Annotated in this window: 21 protein-coding genes and 2 pseudogenes; 21 read left to right on the forward strand and 2 right to left on the reverse strand. The window is 39.3% G+C overall.

Annotated features, from left to right (window positions below; genetic code table 11):
- Positions 1–21: 21 nt before the first annotated feature.
- From tsaE to F9856_RS06960, 3 genes are read left to right on the forward strand one after another with little or no spacing between them, the layout of a single operon-like run.
- Positions 22–462 (forward strand): tRNA (adenosine(37)-N6)-threonylcarbamoyltransferase complex ATPase subunit type 1 TsaE, encoded by a 441-nt coding sequence (tsaE, locus tag F9856_RS06950; RefSeq protein ID WP_328708148.1) that lies wholly within the window; start codon positions 22–24, stop codon positions 460–462.
- Positions 455–982, forward strand: a complete 528-nt coding sequence (locus F9856_RS06955; protein WP_202106165.1) for a GNAT family N-acetyltransferase — start codon at positions 455–457, stop codon at positions 980–982. The genes tsaE and F9856_RS06955 overlap by 8 nt, the downstream gene beginning before the upstream one ends.
- Positions 979–2,172 (forward strand): LCP family protein, encoded by a 1,194-nt coding sequence (locus F9856_RS06960; RefSeq protein ID WP_029187390.1) that lies wholly within the window; start codon positions 979–981, stop codon positions 2,170–2,172. The genes F9856_RS06955 and F9856_RS06960 overlap by 4 nt, the downstream gene beginning before the upstream one ends.
- A 213-nt stretch (positions 2,173–2,385) precedes the next feature.
- Here F9856_RS06960 and F9856_RS06965 read toward each other — a convergent pair whose 3' ends face one another.
- Entirely contained in the window at positions 2,386–2,688 is a 303-nt protein-coding gene (locus F9856_RS06965) for a hypothetical protein (RefSeq protein WP_024395377.1), read from the reverse strand.
- 1 nt (position 2,689) lies between these two features.
- The gene (locus tag F9856_RS06970; RefSeq protein WP_024385169.1) at positions 2,690–3,103 is read right to left on the reverse strand and encodes an HIT family protein; all 414 of its coding nucleotides are present in this window, start codon (positions 3,101–3,103) and stop codon (positions 2,690–2,692) included.
- Between the two features lie 62 nt (positions 3,104–3,165).
- Between F9856_RS06970 and F9856_RS06975 the strand changes: the two genes are divergently transcribed.
- The 18 genes and pseudogenes from F9856_RS06975 (at position 3,166) to F9856_RS07065 (ending at position 19,862) form a co-directional block, all read left to right on the forward strand.
- Positions 3,166–3,900, forward strand: a complete 735-nt coding sequence (locus F9856_RS06975; RefSeq protein ID WP_002942356.1) for an ABC transporter ATP-binding protein — start codon at positions 3,166–3,168, stop codon at positions 3,898–3,900.
- Complete coding sequence (locus F9856_RS06980; RefSeq protein ID WP_202106166.1) at positions 3,897–4,937, forward strand: ABC transporter permease; 1,041 nt, start codon at positions 3,897–3,899, stop codon at positions 4,935–4,937. The genes F9856_RS06975 and F9856_RS06980 overlap by 4 nt, the downstream gene beginning before the upstream one ends.
- A gap of 49 nt (positions 4,938–4,986) precedes the next feature.
- Positions 4,987–5,781: a cell cycle regulator CcrZ gene (gene ccrZ / locus F9856_RS06985; protein ID WP_202106167.1), complete on the forward strand. Its 795-nt coding sequence runs from the start codon at positions 4,987–4,989 to the stop codon at positions 5,779–5,781.
- Positions 5,778–6,416 (forward strand): tRNA (guanosine(46)-N7)-methyltransferase TrmB, encoded by a 639-nt coding sequence (trmB, locus tag F9856_RS06990; RefSeq protein ID WP_202106168.1) that lies wholly within the window; start codon positions 5,778–5,780, stop codon positions 6,414–6,416. The genes ccrZ and trmB overlap by 4 nt, the downstream gene beginning before the upstream one ends.
- Before the next feature lie 258 nt (positions 6,417–6,674).
- On the forward strand, positions 6,675–7,145 hold the full coding sequence (gene rimP / locus F9856_RS06995; protein ID WP_002942369.1) for a ribosome maturation factor RimP: 471 nt from the start codon (positions 6,675–6,677) through the stop codon (positions 7,143–7,145).
- A gap of 73 nt (positions 7,146–7,218) precedes the next feature.
- Positions 7,219–8,373, forward strand: coding sequence for a transcription termination factor NusA (gene nusA, locus F9856_RS07000; RefSeq protein ID WP_024376429.1), 1,155 nt, complete (start codon positions 7,219–7,221; stop codon positions 8,371–8,373).
- 16 nt (positions 8,374–8,389) lie between these two features.
- The gene (rnpM, locus tag F9856_RS07005) at positions 8,390–8,686 is read left to right on the forward strand and encodes an RNase P modulator RnpM (protein ID WP_032511645.1); all 297 of its coding nucleotides are present in this window, start codon (positions 8,390–8,392) and stop codon (positions 8,684–8,686) included.
- Positions 8,643–8,981, forward strand: a complete 339-nt coding sequence (locus F9856_RS07010; RefSeq protein ID WP_202106169.1) for a YlxQ-related RNA-binding protein — start codon at positions 8,643–8,645, stop codon at positions 8,979–8,981. Before rnpM ends, F9856_RS07010 begins: the two co-directional genes overlap by 44 nt.
- Before the next feature lie 17 nt (positions 8,982–8,998).
- Positions 8,999–11,791: a translation initiation factor IF-2 gene (infB, locus tag F9856_RS07015; RefSeq protein WP_202106170.1), complete on the forward strand. Its 2,793-nt coding sequence runs from the start codon at positions 8,999–9,001 to the stop codon at positions 11,789–11,791.
- A gap of 155 nt (positions 11,792–11,946) precedes the next feature.
- Positions 11,947–12,300 (forward strand): 30S ribosome-binding factor RbfA, encoded by a 354-nt coding sequence (gene rbfA / locus F9856_RS07020; RefSeq protein WP_002942382.1) that lies wholly within the window; start codon positions 11,947–11,949, stop codon positions 12,298–12,300.
- A gap of 125 nt (positions 12,301–12,425) precedes the next feature.
- Positions 12,426–13,097: a colicin lysis protein gene (locus F9856_RS07025; RefSeq protein ID WP_202106171.1), complete on the forward strand. Its 672-nt coding sequence runs from the start codon at positions 12,426–12,428 to the stop codon at positions 13,095–13,097.
- 208 nt (positions 13,098–13,305) lie between these two features.
- A pseudogene (locus F9856_RS12170) lies at positions 13,306–14,414 on the forward strand (IS630 family transposase).
- Positions 14,415–14,584: 170 nt separating this feature from the next.
- Positions 14,585–14,743 (forward strand): annotated as a pseudogene (locus tag F9856_RS07040) (group II intron reverse transcriptase/maturase); the annotation flags it as partial.
- A gap of 229 nt (positions 14,744–14,972) precedes the next feature.
- Positions 14,973–15,836, forward strand: a complete 864-nt coding sequence (locus tag F9856_RS07045) for a helix-turn-helix domain-containing protein (RefSeq protein WP_202106173.1) — start codon at positions 14,973–14,975, stop codon at positions 15,834–15,836.
- An 80-nt stretch (positions 15,837–15,916) separates the two neighbouring features.
- Positions 15,917–15,985 carry a KxxxW-cyclized peptide pheromone gene (locus F9856_RS12175; protein ID WP_099778207.1) on the forward strand — a complete coding sequence of 23 codons (69 nt, stop codon included), beginning with the start codon at positions 15,917–15,919 and terminating at the stop codon, positions 15,983–15,985.
- Between the two features lie 63 nt (positions 15,986–16,048).
- Positions 16,049–17,368: a KxxxW cyclic peptide radical SAM maturase gene (gene kwcM, locus F9856_RS07055; RefSeq protein WP_024377941.1), complete on the forward strand. Its 1,320-nt coding sequence runs from the start codon at positions 16,049–16,051 to the stop codon at positions 17,366–17,368.
- Positions 17,365–18,456, forward strand: a complete 1,092-nt coding sequence (locus F9856_RS07060; protein ID WP_024376422.1) for an MFS transporter — start codon at positions 17,365–17,367, stop codon at positions 18,454–18,456. The genes kwcM and F9856_RS07060 overlap by 4 nt, the downstream gene beginning before the upstream one ends.
- 251 nt (positions 18,457–18,707) lie before the next feature.
- Positions 18,708–19,862, forward strand: a complete 1,155-nt coding sequence (locus F9856_RS07065) for a carbohydrate-binding domain-containing protein (protein WP_202106174.1) — start codon at positions 18,708–18,710, stop codon at positions 19,860–19,862.
- The last annotated feature ends 34 nt before the right edge of the window (positions 19,863–19,896 follow it).

Genomic DNA, 19,896 nt, shown 5'->3' on the forward strand with positions numbered 1-19,896 from the left:
GGCTATGGTATAATTAAAGACATGTATAGTCAGAATGAAAATGAATTGATTGCCATTGGTGAGAGAATTGGAAAAGCCTGTAAGCCAAATCAAGTTCTAGTATTATCAGGGGATTTGGGTGCTGGGAAAACAACTCTGACCAAGGGTTTGGCCAAGGGTTTAAAAATTGAACAGATGATTAAGAGTCCTACTTATACGATTGTTCGAGAGTATGAGGGGACCATGCCACTCTATCACTTAGATGTTTATCGGATTGGTGATGACCCAGATTCCATTGACCTGGATGATTTTCTCTATGGTGGTGGTGTGACGGTTATCGAATGGGGCGAATTGTTGGATGCCAGTCTTTTGGATGACTATTTGCTCATTCGTATAGAGAAAGAGGGAGATGGTCGACGATTGACAGTCGAATCTCATGGGGCTCAAAGTAGCGATTTAGCGAAGGAGTTCCAAAATGTCTGAAAAAGAAGTGTATTTTAGTGAAGCTGAACCAGCTGATGCAGCAGCTTTTATTGATTTTATGAATCAAGTTGCTAGAGAAACGGATTATCTGGTCATGGATGAGACTGGTTTTCGAGTTAGTGTTGATGAAATGGAGACCATCTTCGAAGCAGGAATCGAAAATCCTCGTGAATTGTGCCTGCTGGCTAAGGTTGGTTCGGAAGTCGTCGGCGCAATTTCTGTTAAGTCCTCTAAGCAGTTTCGCATTAGCCATATCGGAAATATTTTTATTGCAGTAAAAAAAGCCTATTGGGGTCACGGTCTAGGGACGATTTTACTGGAGGAAGTATTGCATTGGGCAGAGGAAATGGATGTATTGAAACGTTTGGAATTAACGGTTCAGGTTCGCAATCAGGCGGCAGTACATTTATACCAAAAATTAGGATTTATCATTGAGGGCACCCAAGTGAGAGGGGCTAGAACAGATGAAGGGGAATGGCTTGATCTTTATTATATGGGCAAGTTAATTGGTGAAGTATGACAATTGGAAAAAAAATATTCTTAATGTCTTTGGCTATTGTTGGTTTAACACTAGGTGCCGGCTTAATATATGGTGCCAGCTTGTTAAATTTTTCTACAGGTGCTATTTCAAAAACCTATAAGCAGCTAGATGGAGAAAATGAAATTACTCCTATTGATGCGACAGAGCCCCTAACCATCCTACTGATGGGGGTGGATATGGACCAAGCGACCCGCGGGGGAGATTGGGAGGGTGGCCGTAGTGATTCGATGATTTTGGTAACTGTTAATCCCAAGACTAAGGAAACCAATATGATGAGCTTGACTCGTGATATTATGGTTGAGATTGCAGAAGCGAACGGGGAGTCTTCAGGAACGGTTGAAAAACTAAATCATTCTTATAGCTACGGACAGGCACCGATGGCCATTGCCACGATCGAAAAGATGATGGATATTAACATTGACCATTATATCGAAATAAATATGGATGGTCTGGTTGAGCTTGTTGATGCGGTTGGAGGTATTGAGATAAACAATACTCTTGGCTTCCCTATATCCATTTCAGAACATGAGCCTGCCTACACCTCTATTGTCCAGCCGGGGCAACAGTTGGTAAATGGGGATCAGGCGCTGGTTTATGCTCGGATGCGCTATGATGATCCTGAGGGGGATATCGGACGTCAGAGACGCCAACGAGAAGTTATCACGGCTATTATAAAAAAACTCCTCCAGTTAGATGGTTTGACCCAGTATAAGAAAATTCTGACCGCCATCTCCAATAATATGCGAACCAACATTGAGATTAGTCCTGCGACAATTCCAAGCCTCCTAGGTTATAAAGACTCGGTCTCTAAATTGAATTCCTATCAGTTGCGCGGTGTGGACCAAATGGTTGATGAAATCTATTATCAATTACCAACCAGCGAACACCTATTGGAAATGCAAAATATTTTGAAAAAATCTATCGGCTTAGAAGAAAAAACCGACTTAGTCACAAACGTGAAGGTCTACGAAGGACAGATGGGATTGCCAAGTCCAATCAACGTTTATGATGTATATACAAATCTTTTGTTGCTAGAAGCAAGTCCGTGGGCGGAACGCTTGGATCCAGAAATAGGGAATCCATCGGCTACTACGACTGTGACGACTGAAGAGCAGATAACCGATTTTTCAACAGAGCCAGTACTCGGTGATGAAAACGGGTCACAATAATGTAGTCATTCAGTTTTTCTTTTATTATAGTCATTTGAATTAACTTTGATACATCGTCACTTTCGGCTTGCCGTACTATAGTACAGCCTGCACCTCAGTTCCTTGTCTGAAAGCTAATTCATTCGACTATACTTTGACGAGCGAGTACTAAAAGCCTATAAAAATAGAGGTTGCAAACAACCTCTATTTTTATATATTTGGAAATTTCCTATGTCAGGGAGTGCTATTCTCATTCTGGTATTTTTTGAGAATCTGTTGGATTTCTTCCAAGTTTCCTGCAATACTTTGCTGATAGACTCGAGTCTTATATTGTAAGTCAGAAGCCATTTCCTGCAAGGGTTCTTGAAAACTTTGGATAATGGCAAGTTGTTCCTGAATATTGTCCTTGCTCAGTTGAATATCTGATAGAAGTTGTTTGGTTTCCTGTACTTCTTTAGCGATTTTATCCCGATGCGTGACTGCAAGGAAGCTGGCGGTAGCGGCGCTTACGGCTAAAATGATATTACGAAGTTTCATATTATTCTCCTAGATAGAGCTCTTGTGCCAGTTGAGCCAGGGCTGGGAAGTCAGGGTCGTTGGCTTTAAATTGAATGCTCAATCCATCTTGATTGTTAAAGCGTGGTAAGAGATGGATGTGTGTATGAAAGACGGTTTGCCCAGCGGCCTCCTCGTTATTATTAACGATGTTTAGACCACTAGCTCCAAGTTTTTCTTTTAACTGACGAGCGATGGTTGGCACAACAGAAAAGAGTGTGGCTGCAGCTTCTTTATCCATATCAAGCACGTTTCGGTAGTGTTTTTTAGGGACAACCAATGTGTGTCCTTTTGTGACCTGAGTGATGTCTAAAAAGGCTAATACTTGGTCATCTTCGTAGACTTTTGAAGCTGGTATTTCTCCAGAGATAATTTTGCAAAAAATACAATCCGACATAATGGCAACCTCTTTCTAGGATTTTTGTTATAATAATTATATCAAATTGTAGGAAGAAATGTATGTTAGAAGTAAAAAATGTAACTGGGGGATATGTCAATATCCCAGTTTTGAAAGATGTATCTTTTACCGTTGAGGATGGTCAATTAGTTGGTCTAATTGGTTTAAATGGTGCAGGGAAATCAACGACTATTAAGGAAATTATCGGTCTTTTGACACCTTATCAAGGACAGATTGCAATTGACGGCCTAACTTTGCTACAAGGGGCTGAAAATTATCGGAAGAAGATTGGGTTTATCCCTGAAACACCAAGTTTGTATGAGGAACTAACCCTCAAAGAGCACTTGGAAGTGGTAGCAATGGCCTATGATTTATCCTGGGAGCAAGCTTGGGGACGTGTTGAGCACTTGTTAAAACTGTTTCGCTTGGATGAGAAATTGGACTGGTTTCCTGTCAATTTTTCAAAGGGAATGAAGCAGAAGGTCATGATTATTTGTGCTTTTATGGTGGAGCCGAGTCTGTTGATTGTTGATGAGCCTTTTCTGGGATTAGACCCTGTGGCTATCTCTGATTTAATCGCTCTTTTGGAGGAAGAAAAATCTAAGGGCACTTCAATCCTCATGTCCACTCACGTTCTTGACTCAGCTGAGAAAATGTGCGACTCTTTTGTGATTTTACATCAGGGACAGGTCCGTGCAACTGGAAATTTGGAGGAGCTACAAAGCGCATTTGGTATGGATGGTGCAAGTCTGAATGAAATTTATCTGGCCTTGACGCAAGAAGGAGTGGCTGGATGAAAGAATTGTTTCAACAACGCCGACTAGATTTTTTAAATCGTTGTTCCAAGTATCTGCGCTATGTTCTGAATGACCATTTTGTTTTGGTTCTCATGGTTTTACTAGGCTTTTTGAGTTTGCAATACCGTCAATTATTGTTGTCATTCCCTGAGAATCCGTTGCCGATTGTTTTTGTGGTTATTGCAATCAGTCTACTGGTACTAGTGTCCGGAAGAATTGCGACTTATCTAGAAGAAGCTGATCAAATCTTCCTATTGACCAAGGAAAAAGACATTCTGCAAGGACTCGAGGGTGCAGCCAGACGCACGGTCTTGTTTTGGTCCTCTATACAGGTGGTGGTTCAGCTTGTTTTGTTACCAATCTATTTGAAACTGGGTTTACCGATGTGGATGATTGTAGCTGGTCTTCTTATTTTGTTGGTTTTAAAATGTCTTCTTGTCAAGCGCCAATTAGTGGCTTATCAGTCACAGGGAGTATTGGACTGGTCTAAGGCTATTCAAGATGAACAAAAAAGGAAACAGTCTATTTTACGTTTCTTTGCCTTGTTTACGACGGTTAAAGGCATCAGCACGACTGTTAAACCGAGAAGCTATCTCAATGGAATCTTGCGTCTTGTCAAGTCGAGACAGACTTGGTTTTATCTCTACTTACGGGCTTTTTTGCGTTCAGGAGACTACTTGGGCTTGACGATACGTCTACTGTTGTTGGCGATTTTGTCTCTATTTGCCATCGAAGAATCGTGGTTATCAATCGGCCTAGTTTTAGTCTTTCATTATTTGCTTGTCTTCCAGTTGTTGGGGCTTTACAAGCACTATGATTATCAATATGTAACACAACTGTATCCTTTGGAGAAAGATTCCAAGAAAATCGGTCTTCAGAATTTGCTTAGAGTGATTTTATACAGTCTATTACTGGTAGAATTGGGCTTTGCTCTGCTATTTTCTAAAGAGAATACGATGGTAGTCGTCTTACTTCTCGTGGGGATTTTCTTGCATGAAATATATTTGCCTCTAAAATTAAAAAAATTGATTGACTAAATAGACGAAAATTAGTAAAATAGTAAGGAATTTTTAAAGGAGGTAAGGCATGCAGTTTGATACCAGTGGGCTACAGTTACAGTCTATTGCAGGAAATAGTGGTAAAGCGTTTAAGGGCCTACGGTCAGACGGAACGCAAGTCTTTGTAAAGTATGAGATGCCTCCGATTGTTTCTGCACTAGCTCGTGAGCAAATCACACCACCTGTTTTGTCTGCAAATCGGGAAGTGGGAATGGGCCATCGCGTAGAACAAGAGTGGTTAAATGGTCGTACTTTGGAGCGACAAGATATGACTAGCAAGCAGGTTCGACAGATTTTGGTACGTATGCATTACTCACGTATCCTGCTGAATCAAGCCTTGCAAATGAATTATACTTATATGGAGCCTCAAGATTTGGTCTATCGTTGGCAAAAAGAGGCACCGACGAGATTGGGGCAAAATTCTTATCTACAATCTGTTTGTCAAGATTTATTGAATAACCTTCCGAGTTTTCGTCAAGAAGTAGCAACCTTTGTTCATGGTGATCTACATCATAGCAATTGGGTAGAAACAACTTCTGGTTTTATTTATTTGACAGATTGGGAGACAGCTTGTGTAGCTGATAGGATGGTCGATGTTGCCTATATCTTGACGCATTACATTCCTCGCCAATCTTGGGAGGAATGGCTTCGTGCTTATGGTTACAAGTATAACAGCACAGTATTAAATAAGGTTTATTGGTATGGCCAGCTTGGCTATCTAAACCAAATAGCTAAGCATGTAGAAAGCTACAATGTTTTGGCTGCAAATAAAGAAATTTATGCTCTACGGCAATTCCGTCAGAGTTTCTATAAGGAAGTATGAGAGTTAGAAATCGTAAGGGAGCGAGTGAGCTTCTAGCAAACAATCCCCAGTATGTTATCTCCAATCCAGAGGAGTGTAAGGGGAAATGGGCAGAGATTTTTGGAAACAATAATCCTATCCACATAGAAGTTGGTTCTGGTAAAGGTCGCTTTGTCACTGGTATGGCTGCGCAAAATCCAGATATTAACTATATTGGTATTGATATTCAGATGACCGTGTTAAGCTATGCCTTGGACCGTGTGCTTGAAGCTGGCTTACCAAATATAAAATTATTGCAGGTGGATGGTTCGAGTTTGACCAACTATTTTGCACCGGCAGAAATAGATCAGCTTTATCTGAATTTTTCAGATCCATGGCCTAAGAAACGTCATGAGAAACGCCGTTTGACCTACAAGTCATTCTTGGATACCTACAAGGAAATCCTACCTGAGAAGGGAGAAATCCACTTCAAAACAGATAATCGTGGTCTGTTTGAGTATAGTCTGGCTAGTTTTTCTCAATATGGCATGGTCTTGAAGCAAGTTTGGCTAGATTTGCATGCGGATGGTTTGGAAGGTAACGTTATGACAGAGTATGAGGAGAAATTCTCAAACAAGGGTCAAATCATCTATCGTGTGGAAGCACAGTTTCAATAATTCCCTTAGTGGAAAATGAGGAGAGGTCTAACAGAGACCTTTTTCCTTTACAAATAGGGATAGATATGATAGAATAGTGTAAGTGAATAATGAGAAAAGGGGTTGGCGTCAGTCAACCCTTTCCCTGTACACGGATTTCTGTATATAGAAATGAAGGATAGTACAAGGGAGTTTACTGTCAAAGGAAATAGAGAGTCCTGGATAGTGCGAACTATTTGAGTAATGTATTTCTAGCGACTGTAAAAATAGGAGGTGTTTATGTCATCAATTATTGAATTGGTCACAGCAGCAATTACCCCCGCTATTCAAACTCCTTACGAGTTGGTGGATGTGGAATATGGTAAAATGGGCGGTGACTATGTCCTATCGATTTTTGTCGATAAGGAGGGTGGAATTTCCCTTCAAGATACGGCAGATTTATCCGAAAAGATCAGTCCGATTTTGGACACTATCAAGCCAGACCCATTTCCAGACCAATACATGCTGGAGGTAACAAGTCCAGGTTTGGAGCGTCCTTTAAAAACGGCAGATGCTGTTGAGAAGGCGGTTGGAAAGTACATCCATGTCAAGCTCTATCAGGCAATTGATAAAATCAAGGTTTTTGAAGGAACGTTGCTCTCCTTTGATGGAACAGACCTGATTATGGAGTATATGGATAAAACTCGTAAGAAGGAAGTGACTATTCCTTACCAGACGGTGGCTAAGGCCCGTTTGGCTGTTAAGTTATAATGCTCTTTCATGAGTATTTTATAAAGATATTAGACTTTAAGAAAGGACCTTTTGAGCGCAAAAGGAAAACAACATGAGTAAAGAAATGCTAGAAGCCTTCCGTATTTTAGAGGAAGACATGGGTATTAACAAAGCGGATATCATTGATGCAGTTACAGAGTCGCTTCGTTCAGCTTATAAACGCCGTTATGGTCAATCAGAATCAGCAGTGATCGAATTTGACGAGAAAAAAGGCGATTTCCATGTATTTACTGTTCGTGAAGTAGTAGATGAAGTATTTGATAGCCGACTAGAAATTAGTCTAAAAGATGCCTTGGCTATTTCATCAGCTTATGAAATGGGTGACAAAATTAAATTCCCAGAAGATCCAGCGGAATTTGGTCGTGTAGCAGCCCAATCAGCTAAGCAGACCATCATGGAAAAAATGCGCAAACAAAAGCGTGCCATTACCTTCAATACCTACAAGCAACATGAAAATGAGATTATGTCAGGTACGGTAGAGCGTTTTGATAATCGCTTTATCTATGTCAACCTTGGTACGATTGAAGCACAATTGTCAAAACAAGACCAAATTCCTGGTGAGGTTTTCCAATCTCATGATCGTATTGAAGTCTATGTCTACAAGGTAGAAGACAATGGTCGTGGTGTTAACGTATTTGTCAGCCGTAGCCATCCAGAAATGATCAAACGTCTCATGGAACAGGAAATTCCAGAAGTATACGATGGAACAGTTGAAATCATGAGTGTTGCCCGTGAAGCTGGAGACCGTACGAAAGTGGCTGTTCGTAGCCACAATCCAAACGTAGATGCCATCGGTACGATCGTTGGTCGTGGTGGTTCAAATATCAAGAAAATCACTAGTAAGTTCCACCCAGCTCGTTATGATGCTAAGAATGACCGTATGATTCCTACTGAGGAAAATATTGATGTCATCGAGTGGGTCGCAGATGAAGCGGAATTTATCTACAATGCCCTTGCACCTGCTGAAGTTGACCAAGTATTGTTTGACACGGAAGATGGGAAACATGCTACAGTCGTTGTACCAGATGATAAGTTGTCATTGGCAATTGGTCGTCGTGGTCAAAACGTTCGTTTGGCAGCGCATTTGACAGGATTCCGTATCGACATCAAGTCAGCATCGGAGTATGAAGCAATTGAGGCTGCTCAATATGCGGCAGAAGAGCTTGTAGAAGAAGTCGCGGAAGAATTTACAGAAAAACAAGAATAGAACAAAAGGAGCAACCATGGCAAAAGCTAGAAAAATACCCTTGCGCAAGTCTGTGGTGTCCGGTGAAATCATCGACAAACGGGATTTGCTCCGTATTGTAAAAAATAAAGAAGGTCGAGTATTTATCGATCCAACAGGCAAGGCAAATGGTCGTGGAGCTTACATCAAGCTTGACAATGATGAGGCAAGCCAAGCTAAGAAACGTCGTGTCTTCGATCGTTCCTTTAGTATGGAAGTGGCCGAAGAATTTTACGATGAATTAATTGCCTATGTTGATCATAAGATCAAGAGGAGAGAACTTGGACTGGAATAAGAAACAGAAAATCTTAAATTTATTAGGTTTAGCCCAGCGAGCTGGTCGCCTGGTTTCGGGTGAGGACCTGGTTGTTGAAGCTATTCAAAAAGGGCAGGCAAAGTTGGTGTTTTTAGCCGAAGATGCTGCTGGAAATTTAAGTAAAAAAGTAACAGATAAAAGTCATACCTATCAAGTAGAAGTTGTAACAGTGTTTTCAACACTGGAATTGAGTGCAGCTGTCGGCAAGGCTAGAAAAGTTCTTGCAGTGACAGACGCTGGATTTACAAAGAAGATGAGGTCTATTATGGAATAGAACAGGAGGACAAGGCATTGTCTAAGAAGAGATTGAATGAAATAGCCCGTGAATTAGGCGTAAGCAGTAAGGAAGTTGTTGCTAAGGCTCAAGAATTGGGTTTTGAAGTCAAAAGTCATGCTTCAAGCGTAGATGAAGCAAGTGCTAAACGCCTTGCAGAAAGCTTTGGGGGACAAAAATCAGAGGCAACTAAAGTTGCGGCAAAAGTTAGCCAGCCTGAAAAGGTTGATGAAACTCCAAAAGTGGAAAAAGCTAAGGAAACACAGCCAGTAGTAAAAGAAGAAGTTGCGGCAAGTGCGGTACAATCAGCTCCACATCGCCCTCAGAGCCGTAACTTTAAGGCAGAACGTGAAGCACGGGCCAAAGAGCAGGCTGCTAAGCGAGCTCAGAATCAAGGAAAAGGTGGTCAAGCTAAATCTGGTCAGGACCGTCGTGACAACCGTCAACAAGGTCAGGGACGTTCAAACAATGAGCGAAATGATCGCCGCGATAATAGACGTGAACAGGGTTCAGATAAACGAAAGGACAATCGTTTTGGGGACCGTCGCGATAATCGTGATAACCGTTCAGGTCAGTCAGCTCGCTTTGAACAAAGAGCGGCTGCAAAACCAGCAGGACCTAAAATTGACTTCAAAGCGCGTGCTGCTGCTTTGAAAGCAGAACAAAATGCGGAGTATGCTCGTACCAGTGAAGAACGTTTTCGTCAGGCTCAGGAAGCTAAAAAGCAACCTAAGAAGCCAAAAGAAATTAAGTTTGAAGAACCGGTTGTGGAAAGCAAACCATTTGTGAAGCCTGCACCTGTTGCATCGGTACCAGAGCAAGTTGCAGAAACTACTGTAGATACCCGTCGTAAGAAACAAGCTCGACCAGATAAAAAACGTGACTTTAATGGTGACGAAGAAGATGGTCCACGGAAACAACAAAGAAATCGAAATAGTCAAAATCAAGTGAGAAATCAAAGAACAAGTAACTGGAATAACAACAAGAAAAATAAAAAAGGCAAGGCTAACCAACCTGCCAAACCTGTCACAGAACGCAAGTTCCACGAATTGCCAACTGAATTTGAATATACTGCTGGCATGACTGTCGCAGAAATTGCAAAACGAATCAAACGTGAACCTGCTGAAATTGTGAAAAAACTCTTCCTTATGGGAGTTATGGCGACTCAAAACCAATCTTTGGATGGAGATACTATCGAACTCCTCATGGTTGATTATGGTATTGAAGCGAAAGAAAAGGTAGAGGTCGATAACGCAGATATTGAGCGTTTCTTCGTAGAAGAGGGCTACCTCAATGAAGAAGAGATGACAGAACGCCCACCTGTTGTGACTATCATGGGACACGTTGACCATGGTAAAACAACCTTGTTGGATACCCTACGTAATTCTCGTGTTGCTACTGGGGAAGCTGGAGGTATCACACAGCATATCGGTGCCTACCAAATTGAGGAAGCTGGTAAGAAAATTACTTTCTTGGATACTCCAGGACACGCGGCCTTTACTTCTATGCGTGCACGTGGTGCATCTGTTACCGACTTGACCATCCTAGTCGTTGCAGCAGATGATGGTGTCATGCCACAAACGATTGAGGCTATCAACCACTCAAAAGCAGCTAATGTACCAATCATTGTAGCTATCAACAAGATTGACAAGCCAGGTGCAAACCCAGAGCGTGTCATCGGTGAATTGGCTGAGCACGGTGTTATCTCAACCGCTTGGGGTGGAGAATCTGAATTTGTAGAAATCTCCGCTAAGTTTAACCAAAACATTGATGAATTGTTGGAAACTGTTCTTTTGGTTGCTGAAATCCAAGAACTGAAGGCAGACCCAACTGTTCGTGCGATTGGTACAGTTATCGAAGCGCATTTGGATAAAGGGAAAGGTGCGGTTGCAACCCTCCTCGTTCAACAAGGGACACTTAATGTTCAAGACCCAATCGTTGTCGGAAATACCTTCGGACGTGTTCGTGCCATGACAAACGACCTTGGTCGTCGTGTTAAAACTGCTGGTCCATCTACACCGGTTTCGATTACTGGTTTGAACGAAACACCAATGGCTGGTGACCATTTCGCGGTTTATGAAGATGAAAAATCTGCGCGTGCAGCAGGTGAAGAACGTGCTAAACGTGCTCTTCTTAAACAGCGTCAAGCAACGCAACGAGTTAGTCTTGAAAACCTCTTTGATACCCTTAAAGCAGGTGAGGTTAAGTCAGTTAATGTGATTATCAAGGCCGACGTACAAGGTTCTGTTGAAGCTCTTGCATCATCGCTTCAAAAGATTGAAGTAGAGGGAGTACGTGTCAATATCGTCCACTCCGCAGTTGGTGCTATCAATGAATCAGATATTACTCTTGCGGAAGCTTCAAATGCTCTTGTGATTGGTTTCAATGTTCGTCCAACAGCTGAAGCGCGTAGCCAAGCTGAAGCAGATGATGTTGAAGTACGTCTTCACAGCATCATTTACAAGGTTATCGAAGAGATGGAAGATGCCATGAAAGGTATGCTTGATCCAGAATATGAAGAAAAAATCATTGGTGAGGCAATCATTCGTGAAACCTTCAAGGTATCCAAAGTTGGGACGATCGGTGGATTTATGGTCGTACGTGGTAAGGTTACCCGTGATTCAAGTGTTCGAGTTATCCGTGATGGTGTTGTAGTATTTGATGGTAAACTAGCTAGTTTGAAACGCTATAAAGATGACGTGAAAGAAGTTGGTAATGCCCAAGAGGGTGGTTTGATGATTGAGAACTACAATGACTTGAAAGTTGATGATGCCATTGAAGCTTACATCATGGAAGAAATCAAAAAATAATATTTTCTCACTGTCAAAATCATAGACAAGTGATTTTGTCGAGGAAGTGATAATTTAATAGACTTTAGTAGATTTTAAAGCAATAGTTTTTAATCTACTTGGATTATTCAAGCTGGGGAAACTCAGCTTTTCTATCATCTAAGAAAGGAAAGAATATGGCGAATCATTTTCGTACAGACCGTGTCGGGATGGAAATCAAGCGCGAAGTCAATGAGATTTTGCAAAAGAAAGTTCGTGATCCACGTGTGCAGGGAGTGACCATTACAGATGTTCAGATGGTCGGCGATTTGTCAATGGCCAAGGTTTACTACACAATCATGAGTAATTTGGCATCCGATAATCAAAAAGCACAAACGGGTCTTGAAAAAGCGACGGGGACCATTAAGAGAGAACTTGGTCGTAAGTTAACTCTTTATAAAATTCCGGATTTGGTCTTTGAAAAAGACCAATCAATTGAGTACGGCAATAAAATTGACCAAATGTTGCGTGCTCTTGATCAGAAAGATTAACAACAAAAGTCGGATGGAAACATTCGGCTTTTTCTGGATTGGATGCTTTGTCCAAATATGGTGGCGTTTACAAGCCCTCGGAAAGATGTTATACTAAGACCAAAGATAGAGCACAGGAGGAAGTTATGAAAACATTTATTAGTAAACTGATGTTAGTGTCCACGGTTGTACTATTAGCTGCTTGTCAGTCTAATCAGGTAAAAGGTGGTGAGAGTTCTAGTTCTAGTGCTTCAAGCCAAGTTTCAGATGGTTCTAGTTTGCAGCAAGTGTCAACAATAGCATCTAGCTCCGAGACGCAAGCATCCTCAGTGACTACTCCTAAGCTAAGTGAAGTATACCAATCAGTTATTGATCGTTATCAAGCGAATATGGGGCAGCCTGCTGAGGCAATTAACCAGGATGAGGTCAGTAGTTATCTGAGCTTATTAACTAGCCAGGGGCAAGAATACAGTGGCATATTTTATAGTTTGTATGATGTCAACCATGATGGTACAGAGGAGCTGCTTCTAGCTTTGGACAAATCGGGAGAATATGTCTTAATTGACCTCTATACTCAGCTTACCGATGAGAGTCTACGTTTGGTGGATAATTTCCGCAATCTTGGATTTGAAATTGGACCGGACGCCCTACTTCGTCCTTTACAGGATGGAACATACTTATTTGAAGGAGCTGGTGTTTTTCGCATTTATCAATACAATGCGATGATTCCAGGTTTAAAACGGATTTCTGAATCAGATACCAATCCTGAAACTTCTCCCTTGCTTGAGTTGAAAAGCTTGCATTGGGTTAAGCTATAGATTTTATCAATGATTATTCCTAGGCTGGGTTTCCCGGCCTTTTGTAGTTCTTAAGCACTTTGAGTACATCGGTATGTCGTAAATCGGAGGAGCAAGTCCTCTGTGGGCACCCACAGCCCATGAACCCAATAGCGACTCCCAAGTCTGACTATCGTGAGGTCGAGACCTAATACTTAACAAAAATCAAAAATAGCGATATGATAGTATTATGACAAAAGAATTTACCCAGACACAAGTTGAAGAATTAAAGCAAGCACTTAAAGATAAAAATAATGCTCCGCATTATAGAAAAATCCAGGCACTCATTCTTTATTCTGAATGCCATAATTTAACATCCGTAGCTAAATCAGTAGGTTTTGTCCATCAGACAGTCCGAAACTTATTGAATCGCTATCTAAGTGGTGGCTTAGAAGCCCTCTTAAAGGAAAATCGTGGTGGTCGCCGCCGTTCGTATATGACGCATGAGGAGGAAGAAGTTTTCCTTAAAGAGCATCTCTCTTCCTCTTTGAATGGAGAATTCGTTACTGTTAACACCCTCTTTAAAGCTTATCAAGAGAGAGTTGGGCACAAGACAACTCGAGAAGGTTTCTATGCTCTCCTGAAACGTCATGGTTGGCGTAAAGTTAGCCCACGTCCCCAATATCCGAAAAAAGCAGACGCCGAAACCATTTTAGCGTCTAAAAATAAAATCTTTATTCGAGGAGAGAACGAGTAAGCGCTTTATTGATGGGGAAGGCTATCAAAAAATCCGCCTTCGCTTTTCGATTTTTAAGCTCAGGAAAAAGTCTGCTATTCCCAGCAGATTTTTTGTATCAAGATGAGGCGGGTTTTGGGCGTATCAGTAAACTTGGCTCGTGTTGGTCTCCTAAAGGTTATCGTCCTCACGTAGCAAGTCATCATATTCGTGAGTACCGCTATTGTTATGGAGCTGTGGATGCCCATACAGGCGACTCGTTTTTCATCATAGCAGGCGGATGTAATAGTGATTGGATGAATGCATTTCTACGCCAACTATCGGCAGCTTATCCAGAAGATTATATTGTTTTAGTCATGGATAATGCCATCTGGCATAAATCTCAGACCTTAAATATCCCTAAGAATATTGAATTTACCTTCATTCCACCCTACACACCTGAAATGAATCCTATTGAGCAAGTCTGGACTGAGATTCGTAAACTTGGTTTCAAGAATAAAGTATTTAGGACCTTAAATGAGGTAATCGATAAACTTCAAGAGGTTATTCAAACCTTAACCGCTTATCAACTCAAATCAATTGTAGATAGAGACTGGACTTCCGCTATTTTTGATTTTAACTGAGTATAAAATCAAAATGAGTATAATTGGAAATTTTTATATCAGATATGTAAATTTAATGATAAACTACCTAAAAATTTTCTAGTTTCAGTACTTTGCAAAATGTAATGAATAGTTGTTGGTAGCTATGCCGGAACGGTTTGTGAAATTTGATTCTAATTTAGTATAAGGCGTATATAGCGAATAAAGTATCTGGATAGGGTGACCGTTATCCATTAGTGGCTCAGAAGTCGGTATTGAAATGTGCCATATCAAAACCAGTCCTCGCTAAACATGGACTGGCTTCTTACTTAGATTATTATCTAGAACGACATGCGTTAAAAATTAGTTGAACCGCCGTTTACCGAACGGTATGTACGGTGGTGTGAGAGGGGGTGGTGAGTAGCTCTTACTCGATTTTATCCTACACCGATGACGATAATTCCTTCTAAAATAACAAAAAGAAGAGTTAATAAATGGTATTTTTTCATGTGATAATCCTCACTTTTATTTTTCTTTATTGTATGCTATTATAGGATCAAACAAAAATTATTCCCATATATGCGTGATGGAGGAGGAGAGATGAAAAATTTTGGAGAAATTTTTAAAAAGTTTCGAGAATCGAGAGGATTAAAATTAAAAGATGTCGCAAAGGTTGGTATCTCAACGTCTCAGCTCTCTCGATTTGAGAAAGGAGAGACTGACTTAACGATTTCAAAGTTCTTACTCATATTGGATGAAATTAACATGCCGATCGATGAATTTATGTATGCGGTTCATGATTTTCATAGAGATGAACTAAATGAGCTCCTGTCAAAAGTACGTTATTATGTATCTACTCGTGATGTCGAAGGCATGAAAAAACTTCTTTATTCTCAGATAGAATCGGAGGATAAACGGGAGAAATTTTATCACATCAATATCATTTTATTAAAGATTCGCCTGCAAGATTTGTCAGGGGAAAATTATTACAATGATAAAGACTTAGATGAATTAACTGACTATTTATTTAGTGTGGAATACTGGGGCTATTATGAACTTTTGATTTTCATGAATACTTTAGATGTCTTGAAATATGATGTTTTCATAGTATTAGCGAGGGAAATGTCTAGACGGTCAGACTTTTTTAAAGAAATCCCTAATAATCGTCGTCTTATTTCTACGATGTTACTTAATGCCTATATCACCTGTATCGAACGGCAAAATCTTATAGATGCTTTGTATTTTGAGAAGCAATTGAAACAGTGCTTTTTTATCGAAACAGAAATTTATGAGAGACTTGTTTTTCTCTATGCTCAAAATCTTTATCGCTATCGCAAAACTGGAAGTAAATTTGCGATTGTGGAAATGAGGAAGTGTATTGGAGCGATGAAATTAGCAGGTAGTGATTATGTGGCACAGATTTATGAAGAACATTTGAAAAAAATTTTAACAGAAAATAGTTAATTGGCATATATGGGAACATTTTATTGTAATTGATTTAAAAGAATATACTTACAGTATCACGTTCGAAAGGAGTAGCAATTATGTCAAAAGAACTTGAAAAAGTCCTTGAGTCTAGTGCTATGGCAAAAGGCGACGGTTGGCATGTATAAAGTAATTTATACATAGGTTAAGCAGAGGTTATTTTCCTCTGCTTTTTTAAAGAGGTGTTCAAGATGAGGACAATTTCAGAAGATATTTTATTTAGATTAGAAAAGTTTGGTGGAATTTTAATAAACAAAACAAATTTTGAAAGAATAGAGTTAGATGAGACTGAGGCTTTCTTTCTATATTTAGTTCAAAATCATGGTATTGAAATTGCAACTTCTTTTTTTAAAAAAGAAATTGAGATGGGGAAACTAGAGAGAGCATTATCATTAAATATCTATTCTGATAATAATATTGAGGATTCATCGAACAATCCTTACGAGACTCTTCAAAATGCGAGAAAGCATGTAGCAAAATTAAAAAAACATAACATACTGAGTTTTCCGCTTGAACTAGTAATATACCCCAGTATGTACTGTGATTTAAAATGTGGTTTTTGTTTTTTAGCAAATCGTGAAGATAGAAATGCCAAACCTGCTAAAGATTGGGAAAGAATTTTGCGCCAAGCAAAAGATAATGGAGTGTTAAGTGTTTCAATTTTAGGAGGGGAACCGACTAGATATTTTGATATTGATAATTTGTTGATAGCTTGTGAGGAACTAAAGATAAAGACTACTATAACAACTAATGCCCAATTAATAAAGAAAAGTACAGTAGAAATTCTAGCTAAATCTAAATATATTACACCGGTTTTATCTTTGCAGACTTTAGATTCTAAATTAAATTTTGAATTAATGGGGGTGAGACCTGATAGACAAATAAAATTAGCGAAGTACTTTAATGAGGTTGGAAAAAAATGTAGAATTAATGCAGTGTATACAAAGCAAAGCTATGAGCAAATTATAGAATTGGTTGATTTTTGTATAGAGAATAAAATAGATAGGTTTTCAGTAGCTAATTATTCTGAGGTAACAGGATATACGAAAATAAAGAAAAAATACGATTTGGCTGATTTGAGAAGGTTGAATGAGTATGTTACAGATTATATAACTCAACGTGAAGCAAATTTAAATTTTGCTACTGAGGGATGTCATCTTTTCACCGCTTATCCAGAGTTGATAAATAATTCAATTGAATTTTCAGAGTTTGACGAAATGTATTATGGATGTCGTGCAAAATATACTAAGATGGAAATAATGTCTAATGGGGATATCTTGCCCTGCATTGCTTTTTTAGGAGTTAATCAAACTAAGCAGAATGCCTTTGAAAAAGATTTGTTAGATGTTTGGTATGATGATCCGTTGTATGGAGGGATTCGTTCTTTTAGAACGAAGAATTCTAAGTGTTTATCTTGTGGATTGTTAAAAATTTGCGAGGGTGGCTGCTATATTAACTTGATCAAGGAGAAGAGTCCAGAATATTTTAGAGACTCAGTTTGCCAATTATGAGTAAAAGATTTTTGAACTTATACATGATGAATATATTTTTGTCCGGATTGCCCTACTATTTTATAGGTGTATTGCTCTTAAAGCATCTGGGCTTCTCTTTCACAGAAATAGCTACTTTATCAGTGATTACTGAGTTATGCGGCTCAGTTTTTGATATTCCTTTAAGTTTTCTTTCAAGTAAGTTTGGCTATAAGAAAATTTTGATTTTATCAAATTTGTTATTAACTTTAGCCCTATCTTGCTTACTGTTAGGACAATCAAAAATAATATATATTTCAGCGATATTTTTTGGCTTGTCAGAATCCTTATCTTCAGGCGTTCTTAATGCTTATAATTTTGAATTAATTGGCAACGAGCTAGTATATCAATCTTTTTTGAAATACCTCAATACGGTAAAATACATTTTTATAGCGATTATTACAATTATATCTCCCTATCTACTGAATAGGAATTATATTTATCCGATTATTATTTCGATTGTATTTGTCATTTTCAGCCTCTTAAATGTGATACAATTACCTGAAATAAAAAATGAATTACCTAATGATTCAAGATTTTTTAGCTTTGATGATGTTAAAACGATTCCATGGTATTTACTACTGTTAGGAGTAGCATTCTCAACTCTAATTATGATCAGCAATTCCTATGCAGGCATTTTTCTAAATGAACAGGGACTTTCACTAGATATGTTGGGCATAGTACTATTCATGTTTAATATAGCTATGGCTTTGGGGAGTTACCTAAAAATGAAGTTTGAAATCAGTTTATTACTACCAGTGCTAGCTATTTTTATGTTTTTTCAAACGAATGTATTCATAGAAATTGTATTATTTTTATTGATGCGTGTTCTCAATTCAAGTTATAATAATCATTTTTATTCTATGTTTAATAGTTCGATAGAAAAAAATAGAGCAGTATCATGGTCGGTCTATAATTTATTTATTTCCATTAGTTTTATGGTATCGGACTTTCTAGCTGGTATTTTCGCAGATAACTTTGGTATAAGGAGTAATTATTTACTATTTGGCATCATAACTTTGTTTTCCTTTTTATTCTTTTCATTTTCAAATAGAGAGGAAAGGACGTAAGTTCAAATTCAGGCAGTCTACATCAGGGGACCCAATTTTAATAGGGTATTCCTTGAGGGGAAGGGTAATCATGGAACGAATGTTGAATGGACGGTAGTGGAAGGAGCCTAGGTAGTACAAGCATACTGGTAAAAATCAGACTTTAAGTTTTCTTTTGGTAATCTTTAATCTTTCTTTTAGGAAGGAAAGGTAAACTAGGAGCATATCAGGAAGGGATACGACTTCCTAAAGAAAGAAAAGGAATCTACATTATGAAAACAAATCTTAAAAAATTACTTTACTCTGGTGTTACTCTTATGAGTCTTGGTGTCTTAGCAGCATGTTCATCTACTTCAAGTTCAACGACTACTTCAAGCTCAGCAGCAACTAGTCAGACAAGTGTAGCGACAACTTCAAATAATAGCACTTCATCAGATTCAAGCTCGTCAACTATTGACTGGTCAGCCCTTCCAACGACAGAAGTGACGCTTTCAAATGATGGCTTGAAAATTACTGAGGGTGGAACCTATATTTTGACTGGTTCAACAACAGCTGGTGTAACGGTTGAAACAGATGCCAATGTTCGCATCATTCTAGCAGGTGCTGAGATTTCAAGTTCTGATAACGCGGCTATCAATGTGATTAAGGCAGACAATGTTGAATTGGAAATCAAAGATGGTACGACGAATACAGTGAAAGATACCAGCAATCATACAGATACCAATATTGAAGGGGCTATCCATGTTGAAGCTGATTTGACCATTACAGGAAATGGTAGCCTGACCGTTGAAGGCAACTTCCAAGACGGCATCGTATCGACAGATGACATGGTTATCAGTAGCGGAAACATCACTGTGACAGCAGTGGATGATGGTATCCGTGGTAAGGATTCATTGACAATCAATGGTGGTACAATCAATGTAACAGCAGGTGGTGATGGTATCAAGTCTACAAATGATACAGATACTACCAAAGGTTATACAACTATCACAGGTGGTGAAATTACTGTAAAAGCAGGTGATGATGGTATTAAAGCGGAGACGGCTTTGACAATTGACGGAGGTACCATTACAGTATCAGAATCAGTAGAAGCCTTGGAAGGAACTAATATCACTATCAACGGTGGTACAATTGATGTCTATGGTTCAGATGATGCCATCAACGCGGCAAGTACAACGTCATCAGAAATCTTCATCAAGGTAACTGGTGGTGACTTGAAAGTTGCGGTTGGTAGTGGGGATACAGATGCCTTTGATGCTAATGGAGACATTTATATCTCAGGTGGTACAATTGATGTAACAGCTCAATCTGCTTTTGACTTCGACGGAACTGCTGAATTGACAGGAGGTACTGTGACAGTTAACGGTGAGCAGATTACTCAAATCACAGCAACAGGACCAGGTGCTGGTGGCCACGGTGGCTGGTAATCAATAATAATACAAAAGGGAGTGGGAAAGAACT

The organism is Streptococcus suis, assembly GCF_016743335.1.
In the GTDB taxonomy this organism is placed as follows: domain Bacteria; phylum Bacillota; class Bacilli; order Lactobacillales; family Streptococcaceae; genus Streptococcus; species Streptococcus suis_Y.